This is a genomic window from Chloroflexota bacterium (assembly GCA_014360825.1).
Lineage (GTDB): Bacteria > Chloroflexota > Anaerolineae > UBA2200 > JACIWT01 > JACIWT01.
On the sequence record JACIWT010000003.1, the window covers coordinates 134,503 to 152,499 of the forward strand.

Consider the following 17,997-nt stretch of genomic DNA (forward strand, 5'->3'; position numbering starts at 1 on the left):
CAAACAACGATTACTGTTGCGAAAGCACCCCATTGGCATTATAATTACATCGCAAGCGCTAACAGGAAATGAGGGGGTATATCTTGCTCTCGGCGTTGGCTGCATTTCTAGTGTTGAGTTTGCTCATGACGGTCCATGAGTTGGGACACTTGTTTGTAGCCCGGCTGGTTGGCATAAAGGCGGCAGAATTCGGCCTTGGCTATCCACCTCGTCTATTCACCCTGGGACGGATTGGGGACACCGATTACACCTTGAACCTAATACCCTTCGCCGCCTTTGTTCGCGTTTCGGATAACAATGATTTTTCCCAAGACCTCACATTCCATAGCCACAGCGTGGGTCAGCGGTTTGCCATGGTCGCTGGCGGCGCCTTCATGAACCTTCTCTTCTCGGCGGCTCTCTTCGCCACCTGCTTTGTTACTGGCTGGGTGGAGGTTCCCGAAACGGTAGTTACAGTCGAAAGGGTATTTCCTGGTTCGGTGGGCGCAGCAGTGGGCTTTCGAGAGGGCGATGACATCCTCCTGGCGGATGAAACAGAGGTGAGTAGTGTGCTGGAACTAATCTCATACAGCCGCTCGCGGGACGGAGCCATTAGGACCGTGGAAGTCCGTCGTAGCGGCCGCCGTTTTGCTGTTCGGCTTCCTGCAGGAAGGCCCTGGTTTGACAGGCCGGAAAGCCGCGGGGTAACCATTGCGAATAGGGCGGGGTGGGTACAGATAGTTCGATACCCGCTCCTCGAAGCCCTTTGGCGCGGCTTCACCGAGTCGATTGCTGCTATAGTTTTCGTGTTCGCCATCCCGCTCAAAGTACTTCAGGGCCTTATCCCGCCCGATTTAGTGCGGCCAGTGGGACCAGTGGGGTTGGGGCAACTCGCTGGGCGGGCGGCCTTAGAAGTGACCACAACTGGTCATTGGTTCTACTTCCTGCGACTGGTTGCTACCCTTAGTGCATCTTTGGCTGCCATCAATCTACTGCCCTTACCTGGTCTGGATGGCGGGCGACTGGCATTTCTAAGCCTCGAAATCGTACGCCGCAAGCGTATGGACCCAGCCAAAGAGAGTTTGATTCATTTGGTCGGTTTGGTCTTGATGTTAATACTCCTTTTGGTCGTCACATATCAGGACATTGTGAACCCTCTCGGCTTGAAGCACTGATTGGACTACCTCCTCTGCATTTCAGCCATTGCGGTGACTGTCATACCGATGCCCGTTTACTCAATGCATCGGATCCCCTCTTCTAGGCTCCATTCTGCATTGGCGTATCGCAGCCTGCTTGAAACCGTCTTATATAGTGGAAAGGGGACACAGTATTGTGAGAGTCCGCTGTCTTAGCCATGTGTCGTGTATTGTCTCGAGTTTGGCGATATTGTCCCTTTTGATAGCGCCTAAACCTGTGTATTCAGACAGCGGGAGCACTCGCGTTTTGGTCAAAGCAGCGATCTCCCCAAAATCTATGAACGCGCTGTTGGATGGTCGGGGCTACATTTTGAGGCAATACCCGCAGTTAAGCCTCTATGAGGTCGTCCTTACGCCTGGCCTGGAGACAAACGCGTTGCATGTGCTTTGGGCTACTCCCTCTGTCATATACGCTGAGCACGATCAGCGCGTGAGGGCTTTAGGAGTACCTAACGATCCCTACTGGGCGCAACAATGGAATATGAGCATTGTGAACGCGCCTGCGGCGTGGGATGTGATCACCGGATCTGAAACCGTGATCATCGCCTTTTTGGACACCGGCTTGGATCTCGATCACGAGGACTTGCAAGCGAAAATCTGGCGAAACCCCAGCGAGATACCTGGCAACGGTTTAGACGATGACGGTAACGGCAAAGTGGACGATGTGAACGGCTGGCATTTTTATCACAAACGTGTAGGCTTCGACTACGTCCCGGCCGAGGACGGTAACGTTCAGGATGATAACGGACACGGCTCACATGTCGCGGGCATCGCTGCTGCCGATACCAACAATGGCCTCGGTGTAGCAGGGATGTGTTGGGGCTGCCGCATCTTGCCGGTAAAGGTGCTGGATTCCAATGGCGAAGGGTGGTATTCGGATATCATTGCTGGCCTGCTATATGCGGTGGAGCAGGGAGCAAGAGTGGTCAACCTGAGTCTGGGTGGGTCAGACCAGTCACAAGCATTGCAGGATGCAATTACCCATGCTCACGATGCTGGAGCGCTCCTGGTGGCCGCCGCGGGCAATGATGGTGGACCGGTGCTCTATCCAGCCGCATGTCAGCACGTTCTCGCAGTCGCCGCAACAGACCAGAGCGACCAACGCGCTTCTTATTCCAACCATGGCCCGCAGGTGGATATCGCTGCACCTGGTGGTCCTATCTACAGTACTTGGTGGCGAGGCAACTATTTCGTCAAATCCGGCACCTCAATGGCAGCGCCCCACGTTTCAGGTGCTGCAGCTCTCCTCTGGTCTCTCAACTCTCGTTACACCAACGTAGAGGTGGCGGATATCTTGCTACATACAGCCACGGATACCAATGCACCTTTGGCAGCGGGATGGGATGAGTTCATCGGTTGGGGGCGGCTTGATGTGGGTGCCGCCGTAAGCCAGACGGTGAGTTTGCCCAACCGGCTCATCCTCAGCGCCCAACCCTCGTCTATTCGCATTGGTGGCGAGACGGCGATTGTCCACGCTCTTGTGGTGGATTCCCAAGACCGAGCGGTACCCGATGGCACACTCGTTACCTTCGCCGCCACCTTAGGTCGGCTGTCATCCACTATCGTTGGAACCCACGATGGCCTCGCGGAAACCACACTAACATCGGAATGGGAACCCGGCACATCCGTGGTCACGGCCATGGTCAATGGGGTCAGCGAGTCGGTGGAGGTGCAGTTCTGGGCCTACCGATTGTTATTCCCAAGGGTTCACAAAGACTCCATATCATTCTTAGAGATTCACGAAACATCGCCCTGATGAGGTTACCAGTTGTGAGGGCATCCATTTGGCGCTGGCTTCTGATGTTTGCTTTGCTCAGCATATCCTTTTCCCCCTTCCCTACACACGCTGACGATCACCAGCCCACACCAGAGGAAATAGTTGCCAAGATAGACCCCCGTCTTCGTGACCTGGCACACTCCGGAAGCCAGGGGTTAGTACTGGTGGATTGCATCGTCCAGCCAGGCGTTGATTTGATGCCCCTTTTTGAACGCGCCCTTCTCCGTCCCTCGCTGGAACCCTTCGGCCCGCGCATTACCGGTTACATCCGTGCCGATCGCCTCTCCAAGTTAGCCTCATCGCCCAGCGTCCAGGCCGTCATGGCGACCGGTTTTCCGCGTCCAGAGCCCTATCCGGCATCTCTGACCCAAACGAATAATGAAGAACAGGCACTTTTATTGAGCGATGACCAGGCATGGGCCAGTGGCTGGTTTGAGAAAGACTATGTAGGATGGGAAACCGCCTGGGCGAATGGTTTTACCGGTAATGGGGTATTCGTTGCTGTTCTCGACGATGGTGTGGACTTCGGTCATCCTGATTTGATGGGCAAACAGGCGCGGATCACTGACTCTGAATCTCCCTACTACGTCACGAACAAGGACGGCGAGCCCATGGGGTGGCCTATTGTGGTGGATGCGTGGTCTATGCTTTGGTACGTCCTCGACCCGCCAGATGAGCACGGGAACTGGGGTTTTTATGTGAATACCCGCACGGCGCTGCCCATATCTTCAGCTCAGACGGTGGTCTTTGACGACGTCCTCTATACCGTCCCAGCGACTTCTAAGACTAACCTGGTGCGCATGGGTTACCATCCGGACCGCGCCCTGGCTTCCCTCTATGGCGAACCCGTTGCCATCCTACTGGCTGACGAGGGCCGCGCTGACCTGGATGGCAATGGCCAACGCGACGACTACGATACGGTGTATGTGGATCTCAACCACAACCGCGACTTCACTGATGATAAACCATGTACCATTGGCGATGAAATCTCTTGCTGGGATAGCGATGGCAATGGCTACCCGAATTTGTCCGGTGGCATGATCTATTTCATCGCGGATGGCGCACACCACATCCCGACTATGGACTATCTCTTCCCGGACACGCCACCTCCTGCCAAAGGTGACATGATCTGTTTCGCCATCAACGATGTGGGCCGTGGTGGTTCCCACGGCACCCTCTGTGCCTCTAATGTGGCCTCGCGAGGGATCATTGATGGCTCTGGCCCCGGTCGACCAGTATGGAAAACACCAGGAGATGGCACCCCCGGCACCGGCATGGTACAGGCGGGTGGGAAAGATACCCTTGTTATAGCCACCGGCGACTTCTATGCGGGGGGTGCCCTATTGGACTGGTATCAGGCTCTGATGCGGGGTTACGACGGCGTCCCCGATGGCGACTTTCACTGCGATGATGCACAGATTATTAGCCAGAGCTTCGGCTCGGGCTACACCGACATGGGTGGGTGGGATTACCTCTCCCGCGCCATTGCCGAGATGAATACCAAACTCAATCCCCACGTGACTCTGGTAGATTCAACCGGCAATGGTGGTCCTGGGTACGGCACAGTGAACAGCCCTCACCCGCCAACCGGTGTCCACGTTGCCGCATCTACCCAATACGCCTACACAGGCCCTGGGGCAGACCCCTTCTTGAGCAGGCGGCAGTGTACCTATGGCGACTTCCAGGGCCTCTCGAACCGAGGGCCCGGTGCTCTTGGCGACACGGGCGTTACGGTGATGGCAAACGGTGGTTGGGGTACTGGGGACGTGCCGGTGAATATGTTATATGGTGGGGATAGTTGGAATGCATGGACGATGTGGGCTGGGACAAGCCGCGCTGCACCGGTTGTCGCCGCTGTACTTTCGCTCATCTATGACGCCTACACCCAAGCCCACGGCGGATGCCAACCTACCTACGATGAAGCACGCGATCTACTCATGGCTGGCGCCACCTACACTGGTGAGGACCCCTTCACGGCCGGGGCCGGGTTGGTCAGCGCAGCCAACGCAACTGCTCTCGCTGCGGGATTGCCAGGCATTCGTATATCACCCGCCCACTGGGAGGCTGGCGACTATGCAGGTGTCCAGTATCCCGGGTTCCCACATCTCCTTCACCCGGGGGAGGCGAGCGAGCAAACTTTCACGCTGTACAACCCCGGTCCAGAGGACCAAGTGGTGTTTGTCCGCGCAGGCCACCTCGTGGAGATAGGAGACCCTATTACCGGTACGCTGCGAACAGCAGACCGGTGGCAGGAATCCAGTTTCAACCCGGGGCGACCAGACTATTTGGTTCGCATTCCCAAGGCCCAGATCCCAGAGGAGACGAGGCTTATGATCGCTCGGTTGGCGCAGCCTCTGGATACCTTCGATACAGATTACTCGCCAGGGGACCCAACATCTTATGTGCCCCCAGGCAACAATGTGTTCAGTATCGTTATCTATAATTGGTGGGATGCCAACGCCGATGGCAACTTGTGGACCGACAGCAATGGCAATGGTTGCGTCAATAGCAACGAGATAGACTACGGCGAATATAACCGTTTCGGAGGAGCGGAGAACATAGCCAACGGCCAGGAGGTCCGTGTCCATGATCCCCTGGGCAGAGTGGAGACCGACATTTACCTGGGAGTTTTCCACAGTGTTCGTGCTTTGACCATCCCCACCGCTACATTGCACTACGAGGCACGTTTCTATGGCATCCAAGATTGGGATTGGATCCATTTCCTGGGTGAGGACCAAGAGCGAGAACTTGTCCTGACTGTTCCTGCGGGGGACTCTATCTCCTTCACCGCCGCCTTGAGGGTGCCAGAAGAGTATTCCACAGGTCTCTACGGTGGCCACATCTTCGTCCACGATTCGCGCCGCACTACCGCCGTGCCAGTGGTAGTGAACGTGGCTGGCACTATCCGCCAGCCCCTAGTGCTCGGTGGGGCGGCAGCAGGGAGGCCCTATGATAACAGCCAGATGCACGGGTTGGGATCTGACAAACCTGAATCAGGCGACTGGCGCACGTTCTTTATGGACCAGTCGGAACAGCCGCCTGCAGGGACGCTGCTTGCTGTGCACAGCACTTGGCAGGGCGCGCCCCCGAATGATGTGGACACGCTTATCTTCGGCCCCAAGGCCGATGCGTTCAGCGCTAGTAACCCCACATTCTTTGGACCCCATGGGTTAGCACAGGTGGGAGGCAGCGCTCGCGTGACCGTCGGTGATCGCCCGCACTGGGTGTTTGATACAAACTCGGGGGGGAGCGAGGACTGGATCTTTGCCCCGCTGAGCCGGGGCTTGCACATGGTGCGATTCCAGAACGTGCTCTTCGGCGGCGAGAGCATCTCTTTGCCTTTCCGTGCTGATGTTGGCACCGTCCAACTGGAGCCATTATCGCTCCGGTTTCCTGACGACTCCCCTGTTGGAACAATCGTGACGCTGAACCTCCAATCGAGTATGGAGTTTCCTCAGGGCATCGAGGTCCGGGCGTATGGGTTGAGCCCGGACCTGACGGAGATGCTAACTTGGGAGTCGTCCTACGCCAACATCATTCGCGAATACTCCCTATCTGGAGCGGGTTTACTGGAATTCGCGACTTACGCTCACGAAAGCACTGTTGCAGATGTGGATTTGCACTTGTGGCGCTGGGATGAGTCACAGAGCATGTGGGAAAAGGTAGCCTCTTCCAGCAACATTGCTGCCGAAGAGTCCATTCGCCTGCTCACTCCACCAGATGGACTCTACCGTCTCGAGGTGGTCAATTTCGCTCACCAGCCTGGTCATGTCATGTTGCATGTGCGCCGGCCCCAAGGGACTGGGATCGCGGCGCAAGATGTGCCTGATGGCTCTATCCATGCCGGACAGATGGTGACTATCACTATTCGATTGGACCAACTGCTTAGCCCAGGCAACTGGGAGGGCTGTCTTTTCCTGGGTCCGGCGGGAGCCTGGCGAGCAATAGAGGTGCCCGTGCGTTGCGTGGTGACTCAGCAATGGCCGACGATATTTCTCCCCATCATGGTCAAGAGCGCTGAGCAGTGGCCCTGGTGACGGCGCGTGTTTGCAGTTTTGGAGTGATTGTGCTATAATCAAACTAAATTGAATATTGCAGCAGGGGTGACCTTGTCCGAAAGGCTAGGCTGAAAAGGGGAAGTCCGGTGCGAGTCCGGCGCTGTCCCGCAACTGTAATTCCACATTGTGGAAGAGCCAGGATACCTGCCTCTGTGCTGTTCCGAGAACCTTCGAGAGAAAGGGGGTAGGAAGCAATGATCAGAATACCATTAGATTGACAAACCCCTTGTCCCGATGGGCAAGGGGTTTTCGTTTCCGGATGCAGAGCAAACAAAGTTGATGGAGGAGAATGCAGATATGAAGAAGTTCACTTTGGCTTTCAGTCTCACCCTTGTGGTGTGTGTGCTCTTGGTGAGCGGGTGCAGCGTATTAGCAACTCGGCCGACCCCCGCGCCACTACCCACATTTACGCCGCTCTCGCTGACGCCCACGCCAATCTCCACCTTCACTGATGATGCCGGGCGTGTGGTGCAGATCGCAGGTTCCGTCGAGCGCATTGTTTCACTTTCACCAAGCAACACGGAAATCCTTTTTGCCCTGGGCCTGGGCGACCGTGTGGTGGGCGTGACGGACTTCTGCGATTATCCACCTGAGGCAGCAAGCATCGAGAAAATCGGTGGTATAGAACCCAACCTGGAGAAGATTCTGGCTCTGGAGCCTGATCTCGTACTAGCCATCGGCGGATCACGCCAATTAGAAACCGTAGCCAAACTGAAGGAACTCGGTCTGAAAGTGCTGGTGTTGGCGCCCACCGACCTGGAGGGTATCTACCATGATATCCAGTTGGTGGCTGACGCCTGTGGCGTGCCTGAGGCAGGAGCCGCGTTGGTTCAAGAGATGCAAACCCGCGTCCAATCGGTACTGGATACAGTCGCTTCAACGAACACGAGACCCAAAATCTTCTACGAACTAGACGCCACCGATCCCAATAGACCCTGGACCCCAGGCCCTGGCACTTGGCATGACAAATTTATCAGCATGGCGGGTGGGGTTAACATCGCTGCCAATGCGGAGGCCGCATGGGCGCAGTATTCCAGTGAGGACATCATCGCCCAAAACCCAGACGTTATCCTGCTGGGCGATGCTCTGTGGGGCATCTCACCCGAGATGGTGGCCGCCCGTCCTGGCTGGGATGCTATTACGGCGGTGAGAAATGGAGCCGTCTATCCCATAGACGATAATCTGATCAGTCGCCCTGGCCCCCGCGTGGTGCAGGGCTTGGAGACGCTGGCCAGACTCATTCATCCCGAGGTCTTTCCTCAATAGAATCTGAGGCACATCCGAGCGGACGAGAGGAGTACGTCCGCTCGGATGCAGCGCGAGGTAATAACAAATATGAACAGCATACGTGGGAAAAGATCGGTCGTTTTGATAGCTCTGGGTTTATGCCTGGTGCTTTGCATTACGTTGGCCGCTTCTCAAGGCAGCGTTACCATCAGCCCAGATACGGTGGCGGCGATCATTGCAAGTCGCGTGATGAGGCTCTCATCAACGCCTATCTGGAAAGCCGCAGAGGAGGCTATCATCTGGGATATTCGCTTGCCCCGAGTGCTAACCGCCGTGATTGTAGGGGCAGCGCTCTCAGTGGCGGGGGTGATATTCCAGGGCTTGCTGCGCAATCCGATGGCTGATCCTTATATCATCGGGACCTCGGGCGGTGCGGCATTAGGCGCTACTATCGCTATGCTCCTGCCGGTGGGCAGGACTTGGCTCGGATTCACACCCATCCCGGTTTTCGCCTTCACTGGGGCGCTTTTGGCAGTGCTCGCCGTCTACAATATTGCCCGCGTGGGCCCAGCCACCCCTATCACCACACTCCTCCTCTCGGGCTTTGCGCTGAGTTCCATGATGGCAGCACTGATGTCCTTCCTGATGCTGCTTAGTGGAGATGCACTGCGAAAGGTGGTGTTGTGGACGATGGGTGGGGTTAGTACCGCTGGTTGGGTACCATTGACCATTGTGATTCCGCTCGTGATGCTGGGAATGCTTATGGCCTATGGTATGGCACGAGATCTCAACGCCTTTCTCTTAGGCGAGGAGCAGGCTGCTTACCTGGGTGTGCGAGTAGAACAACGGAAATTGGCCCTGCTGATGGTAGGTTCGCTACTTACTGGGGCTGCGGTTTCGGTTAGTGGACTTGTGGGCTTCGTTGGATTGGTGGTGCCCCATGCAGCGCGTCTCATCCTCGGTCCCGATCACCGCCTGCTCCTGCCAGCATCAGCGCTCTTAGGTGGCTCATTTCTGGTGTTGGCCGATCTGATTGCTCGGATGCTCTTATCGCCAACAGAACTGCCAGTGGGTGTTGTCACCGCAATGATGGGTGCGCCCTTCTTTATCTACCTGCTGCGCCGCAGCAAGAAGGAATATAATTTCTGAGGAGGTATCCGTGACCATCGAAGTGCCGCGTCATCCCTTTTCGGCATTGGTGGGCCCGGCTATGCCCCTGACAAGCCAGGCGGAGTACGTGCTTTATGCTCGTGGCGTGAGTTTCTCTTACTATGATGGCGATGTGCTTTCGGATGTTACCTTGAAATTGCAGTGCGGTGAACTCGTGGGACTCATCGGGCCCAATGGCTCTGGTAAAACCACGCTGCTGAAGTTACTGAGCGGGCTTCTCAAGCCCAAAGCCGGCGCTGTGTATTTGGGGGGACGCGATGTGCGATACATCCCCCGACGCGAGATGGCTCGTCGCATAGCCGTGGTACCGCAGGACCTAAATGTCCCCTTCGCCTTCACCGTCCACGAACTGGTGATGATGGGCCGCACCCCTTACATTCGGGCTTGGCGGGGCGAGAGCAAGCGAGACCGTGTAGTGGTCGAGCGGGTGATGGAGGCCACAGGCACGATTGAATTAGCCGAGCGTCCCTTCAATGAGTTATCTGGAGGAGAGCAACGTCGTGTGGTCATTGCCATGGCTCTGGCCCAAGAGCCGGAGATCCTGCTCCTGGACGAGCCAACAGTACACCTGGATATCAACCACCAGGTTGAGATGCTGGAACTCATCAAACGATTGAATGCAGGGGACAAAGTCACCGTGTTGGCCGCTATACACGACCTGAACCTGGCCGCCCTTTATTTCGAACGCTTGGTGCTATTGAACAGAGGTCGGCTGGTGGTGGATGGTCCGCCGGAACGAGTGTTAAACGAGTTTACCTTGCGTGGCGTCTTTGGTGCCGATGTTCGAGTGTTGGAACACCCAACCTGCCAAGGTGTGCCCCAGATCACAGTGCTGCCTCACGCACTGGAAAGATAGCGAGTGACGCTTTCACAGAGGCCCTCCTGTGGGGGAAAACAAGAGAGGGGACTGGCTCCTGCGAGCCAGTCCCCTTCTCTCGTGGGATGACGTTAACGGGTGTTGTTTTTCATGATAAGTGGCATGTACACCTTCAGCGCTGCCTGGAAAGTCACATAGGTGAAATTGCCACGGCCGTTCTCTGCACGGGCCCAAACCACGGCTATGTGTGGGACGACGTCGGCCCGCAAGTGTGCGATGGCAATGCCGCTTGTGGTAGTGCTGGTATAGGCGGTCGTGCCACTCTCGACCCACGTTCCGAAGTTCGTGGTGAATCCGATTCGCGTGCCGTTCTCGACGGTGTTACCCTTTTCATCTTGTACCAAGGCCGAGACCGTAGACACTGCCAGGCCGTCAGCAGGGATGTTCGGTGGATAAGCGGCCACGTCCACATAGTACGGCGGTCCGGGGATGAAATAGGCGGAGGCCGTACCGATCACGCTGTTCACAGTGGCCGTCAGGTGCACTGTCCCAGCGATGTCGCCCGAGCGCAGTGTGGCCGTGGCTACTCCTCCAGTCGTGGTTGCATCATAGAAACGGCTGCCGGTGAGGAAGAGCCCCTTATCGGTCTGGAACTGCACGGCAGTCCCATCGTCCACGGGGTTACCTGCACAGTCTTGCACTCGCGCGTTCACCGTCATGTCGTGTCCGAGGATGGGCACCGAATCTGGAGTTGTGGTTATTGTCACACTAAAGGGCACGCCGGCAATGATGTCCAGGTTTGCCGGTCCGATTTGGCCACCGGATTGCACCACTACCTGCTCCGTCTCTGGGATGTGGGGTAGGATCTCGTTGCGAGAGCGGACAGTCGTCGTTACCATACCGTTAATCGTGCCCATCTGCGTGGGCGAGAACGAGACCAAATTCTTGTTGGCGGAGAAGGTTGCTAGCGTGCCATTTTTTACCCGGTTCAACCATTTGTCCACAATCACGGCAGAGAGGGTCGCGGTGCCCCCACAGTTGCGGATGGTGGTGGGTAGGACAGTGGAATCAATATAGGCTGGCGGGCCGGGATCAACCGTTATTGTGACCACTTTCGTTGCCGGACCGCACGTGATAGTGATGGGAGCCAAGCCCGGCTGGACATCACTGCGGTAGGTGGCCAATGCTACTCCTCCCGCTGAAGTGGTTGTAGTGTAGATATTTGTGCCACTTTCTAAGAATGCCCCGCCTAAGCCACTCGTCCGATAGGTTACGGTAAGGCCAGCCGGCAAGCGGTTATTGCCGCAATCTTCAACAATAGCCTGGATAGAGGCATAAGAATTCAGCCCGGTGTCGCGGACGGTGATAGTGGGCGCGTCTATGTACGTGTTGATGTGATGCGGCGGACCCTGTACCAGTGCTACGGTTGCGCTGCCGCTGGCCGCTGAGTCTGCCGCATAGACGACGACGCGCAAGAAGCCTGCGCCGAGAACACCGCCAGTGGTCAGGGTAGAAGTGGCTACCCCGCCCACGGTGGGCACGATAGACGGGTCGAAGGAACCCTGACCGCCCATCTCGACGTTGAAGAAGATGTTGGTTCCATCAGGCACCGGGGAGCCGAACCGATCTGTGGCCGTTACGGTGACTACGCGCTGAGCACCACACAAGGGCACTGGCGAAGGCCCGGCCACGGCTACCGAGACGGTGTATGCCATCCCGGCCCGGAATGTTACCGTGGTGTCACCCATACGCCCGTTCTCCGTCGTGGCCGTGATGATTGCCGTGCCTGGGGCCTCACCCGAGGTCAGGGCAACAATCGCATTGCCATCCATTGTCGTCGCGCTGATTGTCGTAGTGGGCGGCGGAAAGCCACCGAGCGTTGTGGTGAAGGTAACCAGCAAGCCGTCCATCACGTTATTGCGGTAGATGTCCGTTACATGTGCCCGGATGGTAGATCTCTCTCCGCCTACGGAGATGACCTCTGGCGCTGCAGTAACTGTCACAGTGTAGGCCTCGAGTGGTAGGAATTTCACCTGCACGTCATCCACTACCCCCGCGGCGGCGATACCCCAGACCGTGGCCGTGCCCGCCACATCTCCCGAACGCAGTGTGACAACCGCCTGCCCATCGGTCGTGGTTGCTGATGTGGTGGGATTAGTTGGGAGCCCGCCCAATGTGGTATTGAAGTTTACTGGCGTGCCGTTGGCTACTGCATTCCCCCAGGCATCCCTGACGGTAGCCGTGATCAGGCAGTCCTGGTTGTGCACCAGTACGCCCGTGTACTGCGAAGTCAGTGTGATGGCTGCGGGCAAGCCAGGGATGACGGTGAGCGTTACACCCATTTGATTATTACCACCTACTGGGTCGTTAGTGCGTGAGCCAATACTCGCCGTGTTCGTCAGCCCCCAACTCAGGGGCCAGGGCACACTGGGATCCACCCGAGTAGTCAATGTGATCCAGCCCCGGGCACTGGGATTTACCGTGCCCACATTCCAGACATGGTCCTGAGGAGACGCAGGTGTTGGGTATCCCACATTCGGGGTGGACGTGGAGGTCACAAAGAGCAACCCGGTGATGGGCAATGTATCCGTCACCCGCACCCCTGTCGCTGCGGCTGGGCCAAGATTATGGTACTCCACAGTGAAGGTCACCAGTCCATTGGGCCGAACAGCAGTAGTTGGCGACAGCAGGGTCTTGGTGATTGCCGTATCGGCTCCTTGGAAAGTAATGGCCGCCGTACCGGTGACCACACCTGGCAAAGTGGTCAAGGCAGTGATGATGCGGCCGTTGGGGGCAGTAGCCCAGACTTCACCTGTACCCGGCGTGGAGGCTGCAGTCAGGAGCGTGGTGGCACGACCACCGCTGGTGGTCGTGCCGGAGCGGAATGCATCGATAAAGATCCAGCCACTTGTGCATTGCACCGTCACGGTATAGCGGCCAGAGGCGAGTGTGTTAGTGAGCACTCGCTCGACCTTGTACTCGATGGGGCCACTGGTGTTCATGTCTATAGTTGCAATGGGAGAAGGGCTCGTGTTCAGGTAGACGCTGGCTGTGCCACCCGCCACACTCTTGAGGTAGATCACCGAAAACGCTGTACCAGTAAACGACCAGGTAGCCGTATCCCCGACGTTGTTGGTAGCAGCATATTGGCCACCGCTAGCGCTACCATCTGGTACAAGCGCCCACCCAGGACCGGCCAAGGTAACGCCGGGGTCGTTCTCTTCTGCATAGCCGAAGATCGTGGACCCCATTGTGCTCGTGAAGCCCACGAATGTACCATCAGGCACCAGTTGTCCTGCCCCGTCCCAAACGGTAGCGCGTAGCGTAGACAGGCTTGTGCCGTCGGCGGGGAGAGTGCTGGGATCGGCCGTCAATTGGAGGGTGGCTGGCACACAGAGGGCCGGCTCGTAGGTCACCAGACCCAGGGCTGCTGAGTCATAATTATGCCGGATTTCATCTTCGATGTCACGCAGGTTGCAAACTCCCCAGTCGTTAATCGTGGCAGTGATATCACGGCTGTAGTTCTGCAAATACAAGGCCCGCTGGCTGCCCTGGAAGCCACGGAACCGGTTGGCCGCTGTAACACTGCCGCCAAGGATGGTAGTATGCGCACCCGTTGCAGTGGCAGGCGCCCGATACATGCGTATGCCGGTCGGTGTACCCGTCGTGGCGGCGATGAAGGTGTTGCTATACATCTTCGTGTTCTGCACGATGTTCGGAGTCACCTGGGTCATGCTGATGCCTATAGTAGCCCGATTGAAGGTGTTGTCCTCCAACGTCAAATCATAGGCCCAGTCGTAGATTAAAATGCCGGCCTCATTTCCCACCGCGCCGTTGGAACCATTGATGACGTTGTTCCGCACAACGGTCCCGGTGATGGGGTTGTCCAGGCGAATATGCGAATCATGATTTTTCAGGGAGCCGCTGGCGTACCCCAATGTATTGTTAGCGATTACAACCGGCCCGGGCACGACGGCCGGTGGGGAAGGGTTCTCGATGTAGATGCCTACCAATTCATTTCCCGTAATCACGTTGCCAGCGCTCACGCCAATCTGGCCACTGGCTTCCTTGATGTGGATTCCATGCTGATTGAAACCGTGGATCTTGCAGTTATCAATCTTGAAACCTGTTATGTTTGGCCATGTCGAGCCGTCGAAGTTTGCGATACCGACATCAGGGCCGGGGACAGCCCATGGATTGGCCTGTATGGTCATATTAGAGAGGGTGACATTGTTTGCTCCAATGCCGACGGCATAGCCTCCATTGACCTGTATCACCGTCAGGTCTGGTCCGGCTCCGGTAAGAGTGATAGACTTTGTGACAGTGATGTACTCGCGGTAAGGTAGGAATGGCTCATTAGGGCCAATGTGTACCGTCCCGCCTTCCGCGACAGCCTTTAGACCGTCGGTGATGGCCGAAAATGCAGTTACACCCCATAGGTGACCGTCGTTGCCTAAGTCCGAGGCATAATTGTCATCCACCCATACTTCCAAGGGTGCGAACCATACGGCGTCGGCCACCACATTGGGAACAGGCGCGGGCTGTGCTGGTCCATCGTTGAGTTCGACGTATTGACTAGCCGGTACACCACGATCGAAATAGTAAATTCCCAATAGTACCCAGCCCGAGTTGCCGCCGGGAGCAGGCACGAGGTTGCCGAGGTAGTCCAGTTTCTGATTCACGTACACTGTCTTCGTGCCGTATTTGTGGCGGATGGTATAGCGGGCCCGATCTGTCTGCGCGTCCTGGTTGGCCCAATAGTGCACGTATACCTTATACCAGCCCGCATCGAGGTCTGGCTTCCATTTCACGGTGTGGCCTGTGCCATCCTGAGGGGTGTAAATGCAAGCCCCTCCATAGCCTCCGCCAGGGAAATGGCTCCAGCCAGTCGGGGCGGGAGGGAAGGGGCCAGGTGGTTCGAACCCGGGGCCACCGTCGTCAATCAGGTAGCCGGTGGAGGACGGAGCCAGCACAGAGGCCCGCTGAGCAGTGACTATATAAGCCGATCCTAAGAGAACCACCGTGGTGACAGAGGCGAGGATAAAGAGCCTGACAAATCTTGCCCGGAGAATCATATCATGCCCCCTTGTTGGTGTGTGTGACCAAATGTCCGGCACGCAGAAAAAACATTAGAAAGGCAAGGTTCGCTGCCTATTCTACCACATTAGACGATTGGCTTGGCGAAAAGATACGGGCTTGCTCTAAAGCGCGAAACGCAGCATCGAAAACATTATAGCGTGTAACAATTCGTGGTGTCAAACTCTGTGGGTTCTCTAATGTTGGGCTCGTCCACCAAGCGGTCTGGATAAAAACATGGTCGAGGATAGCCTTTTTAGTGAGAGGCACAACTTGCCCCTATCTTCGCACCCCTCAACCACTTGTAGGCACGCAGGAATCAGCCGTCTTTCTTCCTGTTCCCCCAGTAACACCAAAGAGGCTAATGACTTTCACTACCTTGCGGCTGCCGCAGACGGGGCAGACTAGATCGGGTTTGGTGCTGGAACGCACCAGAACCTCGAATTTCTCGTTACAATCTTCACACAAGTATTCATAGATGGGCATCGTTTTCCACTCCCATGAAGGTTTGACTGCGCCCACGCTTATCAGAGTGCAGCACCGATTGCATGTACCCCACCAGGGTATATGATACTCTGACCCAGATTTTTGTCAAAATGCCGGATCACTTGTCTGCGCTAAGGCTATGGCAAGAACATCCTCTGGACAATAGTCTGGGGCAGGGTATTTCGGTTGTTCACGGTGGCTTTGAAGCAGGTGAAGTTCACTTCTGGTAACCGTGTCTGCAAGTGGTCCAATAGAGTCTCGCGAACGACGATCAGGGTGCGGGAGAAGATTCCGGCCCGCAGAATGGGGAAAACCACAAGGAATCCTTGGCTGCTTTCTAGTTCCAACCGGCCCACCTCATCCACAATCAACAGATCACATCGCGAGTCTACGGCGCGTTCCACCCTTGCTTGTCCCCACGCTAGCGCTCGCGGGTCAAAACTGTACATCCCCACCCGTGGACCACCTAAGTCCACATCGGTGCGGGCTAAGCAATACTGTTCGCCAGTGGCCACATCTACAATGGCCAAACCCAGCCGAGTTCCGTCTTTGGCCACTATGGGCGGCGTCAAGATGCCTCGCACTGTGTAGCCGCGTTCTCTCACCAGGGCGATGACTTTCTGGCAGATGGTGGTCTTGCCGATATGGATGGGCCCGGTGAGCACGGCATTTATCATGGTATACGATCTCCTCCCAAAGCACCAGCAGCAATATGCACAGTTCCTGGTAGGCGTGCGACCAGCATTGCATCTGGCTCTATGGAAAAGGCCAATAGGTGCGTGACACACTGACAATCAGATGCACCGAATCCGGGAATGGGCTTCGTCGCGCCGGGCAGGCTACTTAAGGCCTGGGCCCACTTACATTCCAACCGCTGAGGAGACTCGGTCCACCAGATCGCACGCCACTGCGTATGTGGGCGCAGATAGTCAATGTGCCAGCGCAAGGGATTTCCCTTGCGGGCATGTCGAGCAATGCGCGCCGCCAAGCCCCCTGGTCCTCTGGCACTACCCACATAAGTGTAATAGCCTGGCTCAAGATCGAACGTGCCCAGCCCGCCCACAATTAGAGACAACTCCTTCGGCAAGTAGAGTATCAGAACATAGGTGCCAGGGCGAGGAGGTGGTGAGTGGTTTATCACAGCCGCCTCCGCCAAGCCCATGCTTGCCGCCACAAGGCGTAAAGTGGCTTGATATACACGTAATCATACGCCCCTATGTAGCGCACGACCCGTCCTCCAAAACCGAACTTGAACCTGTAGAGTCCCCAGGGCAGGTCATCCTCGCGCTTGGCCTGGGCTGCCATGTCCTCGTACTCATAATCGGGGACGCCCCACAGGTCGTAGAATTCACAACCTTGTTCCCTGGCCCAGCGCATGGCTGTCCATTGCAAGAGATGGTTGGGCATTCGCTGGCGCTCTTCATTCGATGATCCGCCGTACATATAATATGCCTTGCGACCAAAGGCGAAGACCATCAGTGCGGCCAGTGGCCGGCCTTCGTACTCCGCAATGAACAACTGCGCCTGGCTGCGGGGAGCGAAGAGCTCCCACACCGCCTTGTAGTAGGCCGGGCTGTGCACACTGAATCCATCTCGTTGGCCGGTGATCTCCATCAGACGGGCGAAGTCAGCCAGGTTCGTAGCATCACCTGGCCGGACAACCACACCTTTGCGCTCGGCCAAGCGGACATTGTAGCGCGTCTTAGGTTTCATCTGTGCCAGTATCGCCCCTTCATCAGGCCGGAGGCTCACGATCACTGTGCGCCGGGGCTGGACGGTCTCCGCGCTGGGTACAAAGCCCCTCTCGCGCCACCAGCGATGGGCCATCTCACCCTCTTCCCAATCTGGCTCTACCTTCAGATAGATAGCACGCGAATGACGGGCCAGGCGATGGATGGCAGCGAGGAGCGCGTAAGCAATCCCATCGTCAGTGGCGAGGAAAACCGGCCCTTTGGGCACGTAAGCCACACTGAGCCCAGCCAAAGGTCGGAAGAGAACTTGGGCAGCGGCCACCATCTGCCCGCCGGCGTGGACGGCCACGCGGCGGGGCACCCAGCCGAACCGACCCTTGAGTTCGCCCCAAGCCCAAGTCTGGAGAAGATGACCACCAGGAGCACTACGCTGAAATTCGTCCCACGAGTGTGAGGAGGTCTCGTCAATTGTAACCTTGATGGGAGGAACCATTCCTCCGTCTCCCTTAAAATATTAGGG

The 17,997-nt window shown here is 56.8% G+C and carries 11 protein-coding genes and 1 riboswitch; of the genes, 6 read left to right on the forward strand and 5 right to left on the reverse strand.

The genetic code is table 11. The annotated features are described in order from the left end of the window. The first annotated feature begins 83 nt into the window (after positions 1-83). From H5T64_03075 to H5T64_03100, 6 genes are all read left to right on the forward strand, one after another. Positions 84-1,154, forward strand: a complete 1,071-nt coding sequence (locus H5T64_03075; protein MBC7263324.1) for a site-2 protease family protein — start codon at positions 84-86, stop codon at positions 1,152-1,154. 268 nt (positions 1,155-1,422) lie between these two features. Then, positions 1,423-2,931 (forward strand): S8 family serine peptidase, encoded by a 1,509-nt coding sequence (locus tag H5T64_03080; protein ID MBC7263325.1) that lies wholly within the window; start codon positions 1,423-1,425, stop codon positions 2,929-2,931. Positions 2,932-2,945: 14 nt separating this feature from the next. Then, entirely contained in the window at positions 2,946-6,989 is a 4,044-nt protein-coding gene (locus H5T64_03085; GenBank protein ID MBC7263326.1) for a S8 family serine peptidase, read from the forward strand. Positions 6,990-7,036: 47 nt separating this feature from the next. After that, a riboswitch (cobalamin riboswitch) is annotated at positions 7,037-7,177 on the forward strand. Positions 7,178-7,307: 130 nt separating this feature from the next. Then, the gene (locus H5T64_03090; protein MBC7263327.1) at positions 7,308-8,276 is read left to right on the forward strand and encodes a cobalamin-binding protein; all 969 of its coding nucleotides are present in this window, start codon (positions 7,308-7,310) and stop codon (positions 8,274-8,276) included. A 69-nt stretch (positions 8,277-8,345) separates the two neighbouring features. Beyond that, entirely contained in the window at positions 8,346-9,386 is a 1,041-nt protein-coding gene (locus tag H5T64_03095; protein ID MBC7263328.1) for an iron chelate uptake ABC transporter family permease subunit, read from the forward strand. Between the two features lie 61 nt (positions 9,387-9,447). Continuing rightward, positions 9,448-10,263 (forward strand): heme ABC transporter ATP-binding protein, encoded by an 816-nt coding sequence (locus tag H5T64_03100; protein MBC7263329.1) that lies wholly within the window; start codon positions 9,448-9,450, stop codon positions 10,261-10,263. A gap of 92 nt (positions 10,264-10,355) precedes the next feature. Here the strand turns inward: H5T64_03100 and H5T64_03105 are convergent, their stop codons facing one another. The 5 genes from H5T64_03105 to H5T64_03125 form a co-directional block, all read right to left on the reverse strand. Beyond that, positions 10,356-15,299 (reverse strand): right-handed parallel beta-helix repeat-containing protein, encoded by a 4,944-nt coding sequence (locus H5T64_03105; protein ID MBC7263330.1) that lies wholly within the window; start codon positions 15,297-15,299, stop codon positions 10,356-10,358. A gap of 295 nt (positions 15,300-15,594) precedes the next feature. Beyond that, complete coding sequence (locus tag H5T64_03110) at positions 15,595-15,786, reverse strand: zinc ribbon domain-containing protein (protein ID MBC7263331.1); 192 nt, start codon at positions 15,784-15,786, stop codon at positions 15,595-15,597. Between the two features lie 137 nt (positions 15,787-15,923). Continuing rightward, complete coding sequence (locus H5T64_03115; GenBank protein MBC7263332.1) at positions 15,924-16,463, reverse strand: DUF2478 domain-containing protein; 540 nt, start codon at positions 16,461-16,463, stop codon at positions 15,924-15,926. Next, the gene (locus H5T64_03120; protein MBC7263333.1) at positions 16,460-16,927 is read right to left on the reverse strand and encodes a GIY-YIG nuclease family protein; all 468 of its coding nucleotides are present in this window, start codon (positions 16,925-16,927) and stop codon (positions 16,460-16,462) included. The genes H5T64_03115 and H5T64_03120 overlap by 4 nt, the downstream gene beginning before the upstream one ends. Beyond that, a complete protein-coding gene (locus H5T64_03125) occupies positions 16,924-17,970 on the reverse strand; it encodes a peptidoglycan bridge formation glycyltransferase FemA/FemB family protein (protein MBC7263334.1) in 1,047 nt (348 codons plus the stop codon). The genes H5T64_03120 and H5T64_03125 overlap by 4 nt, the downstream gene beginning before the upstream one ends. Between the last annotated feature and the right edge of the window lie 27 nt (positions 17,971-17,997).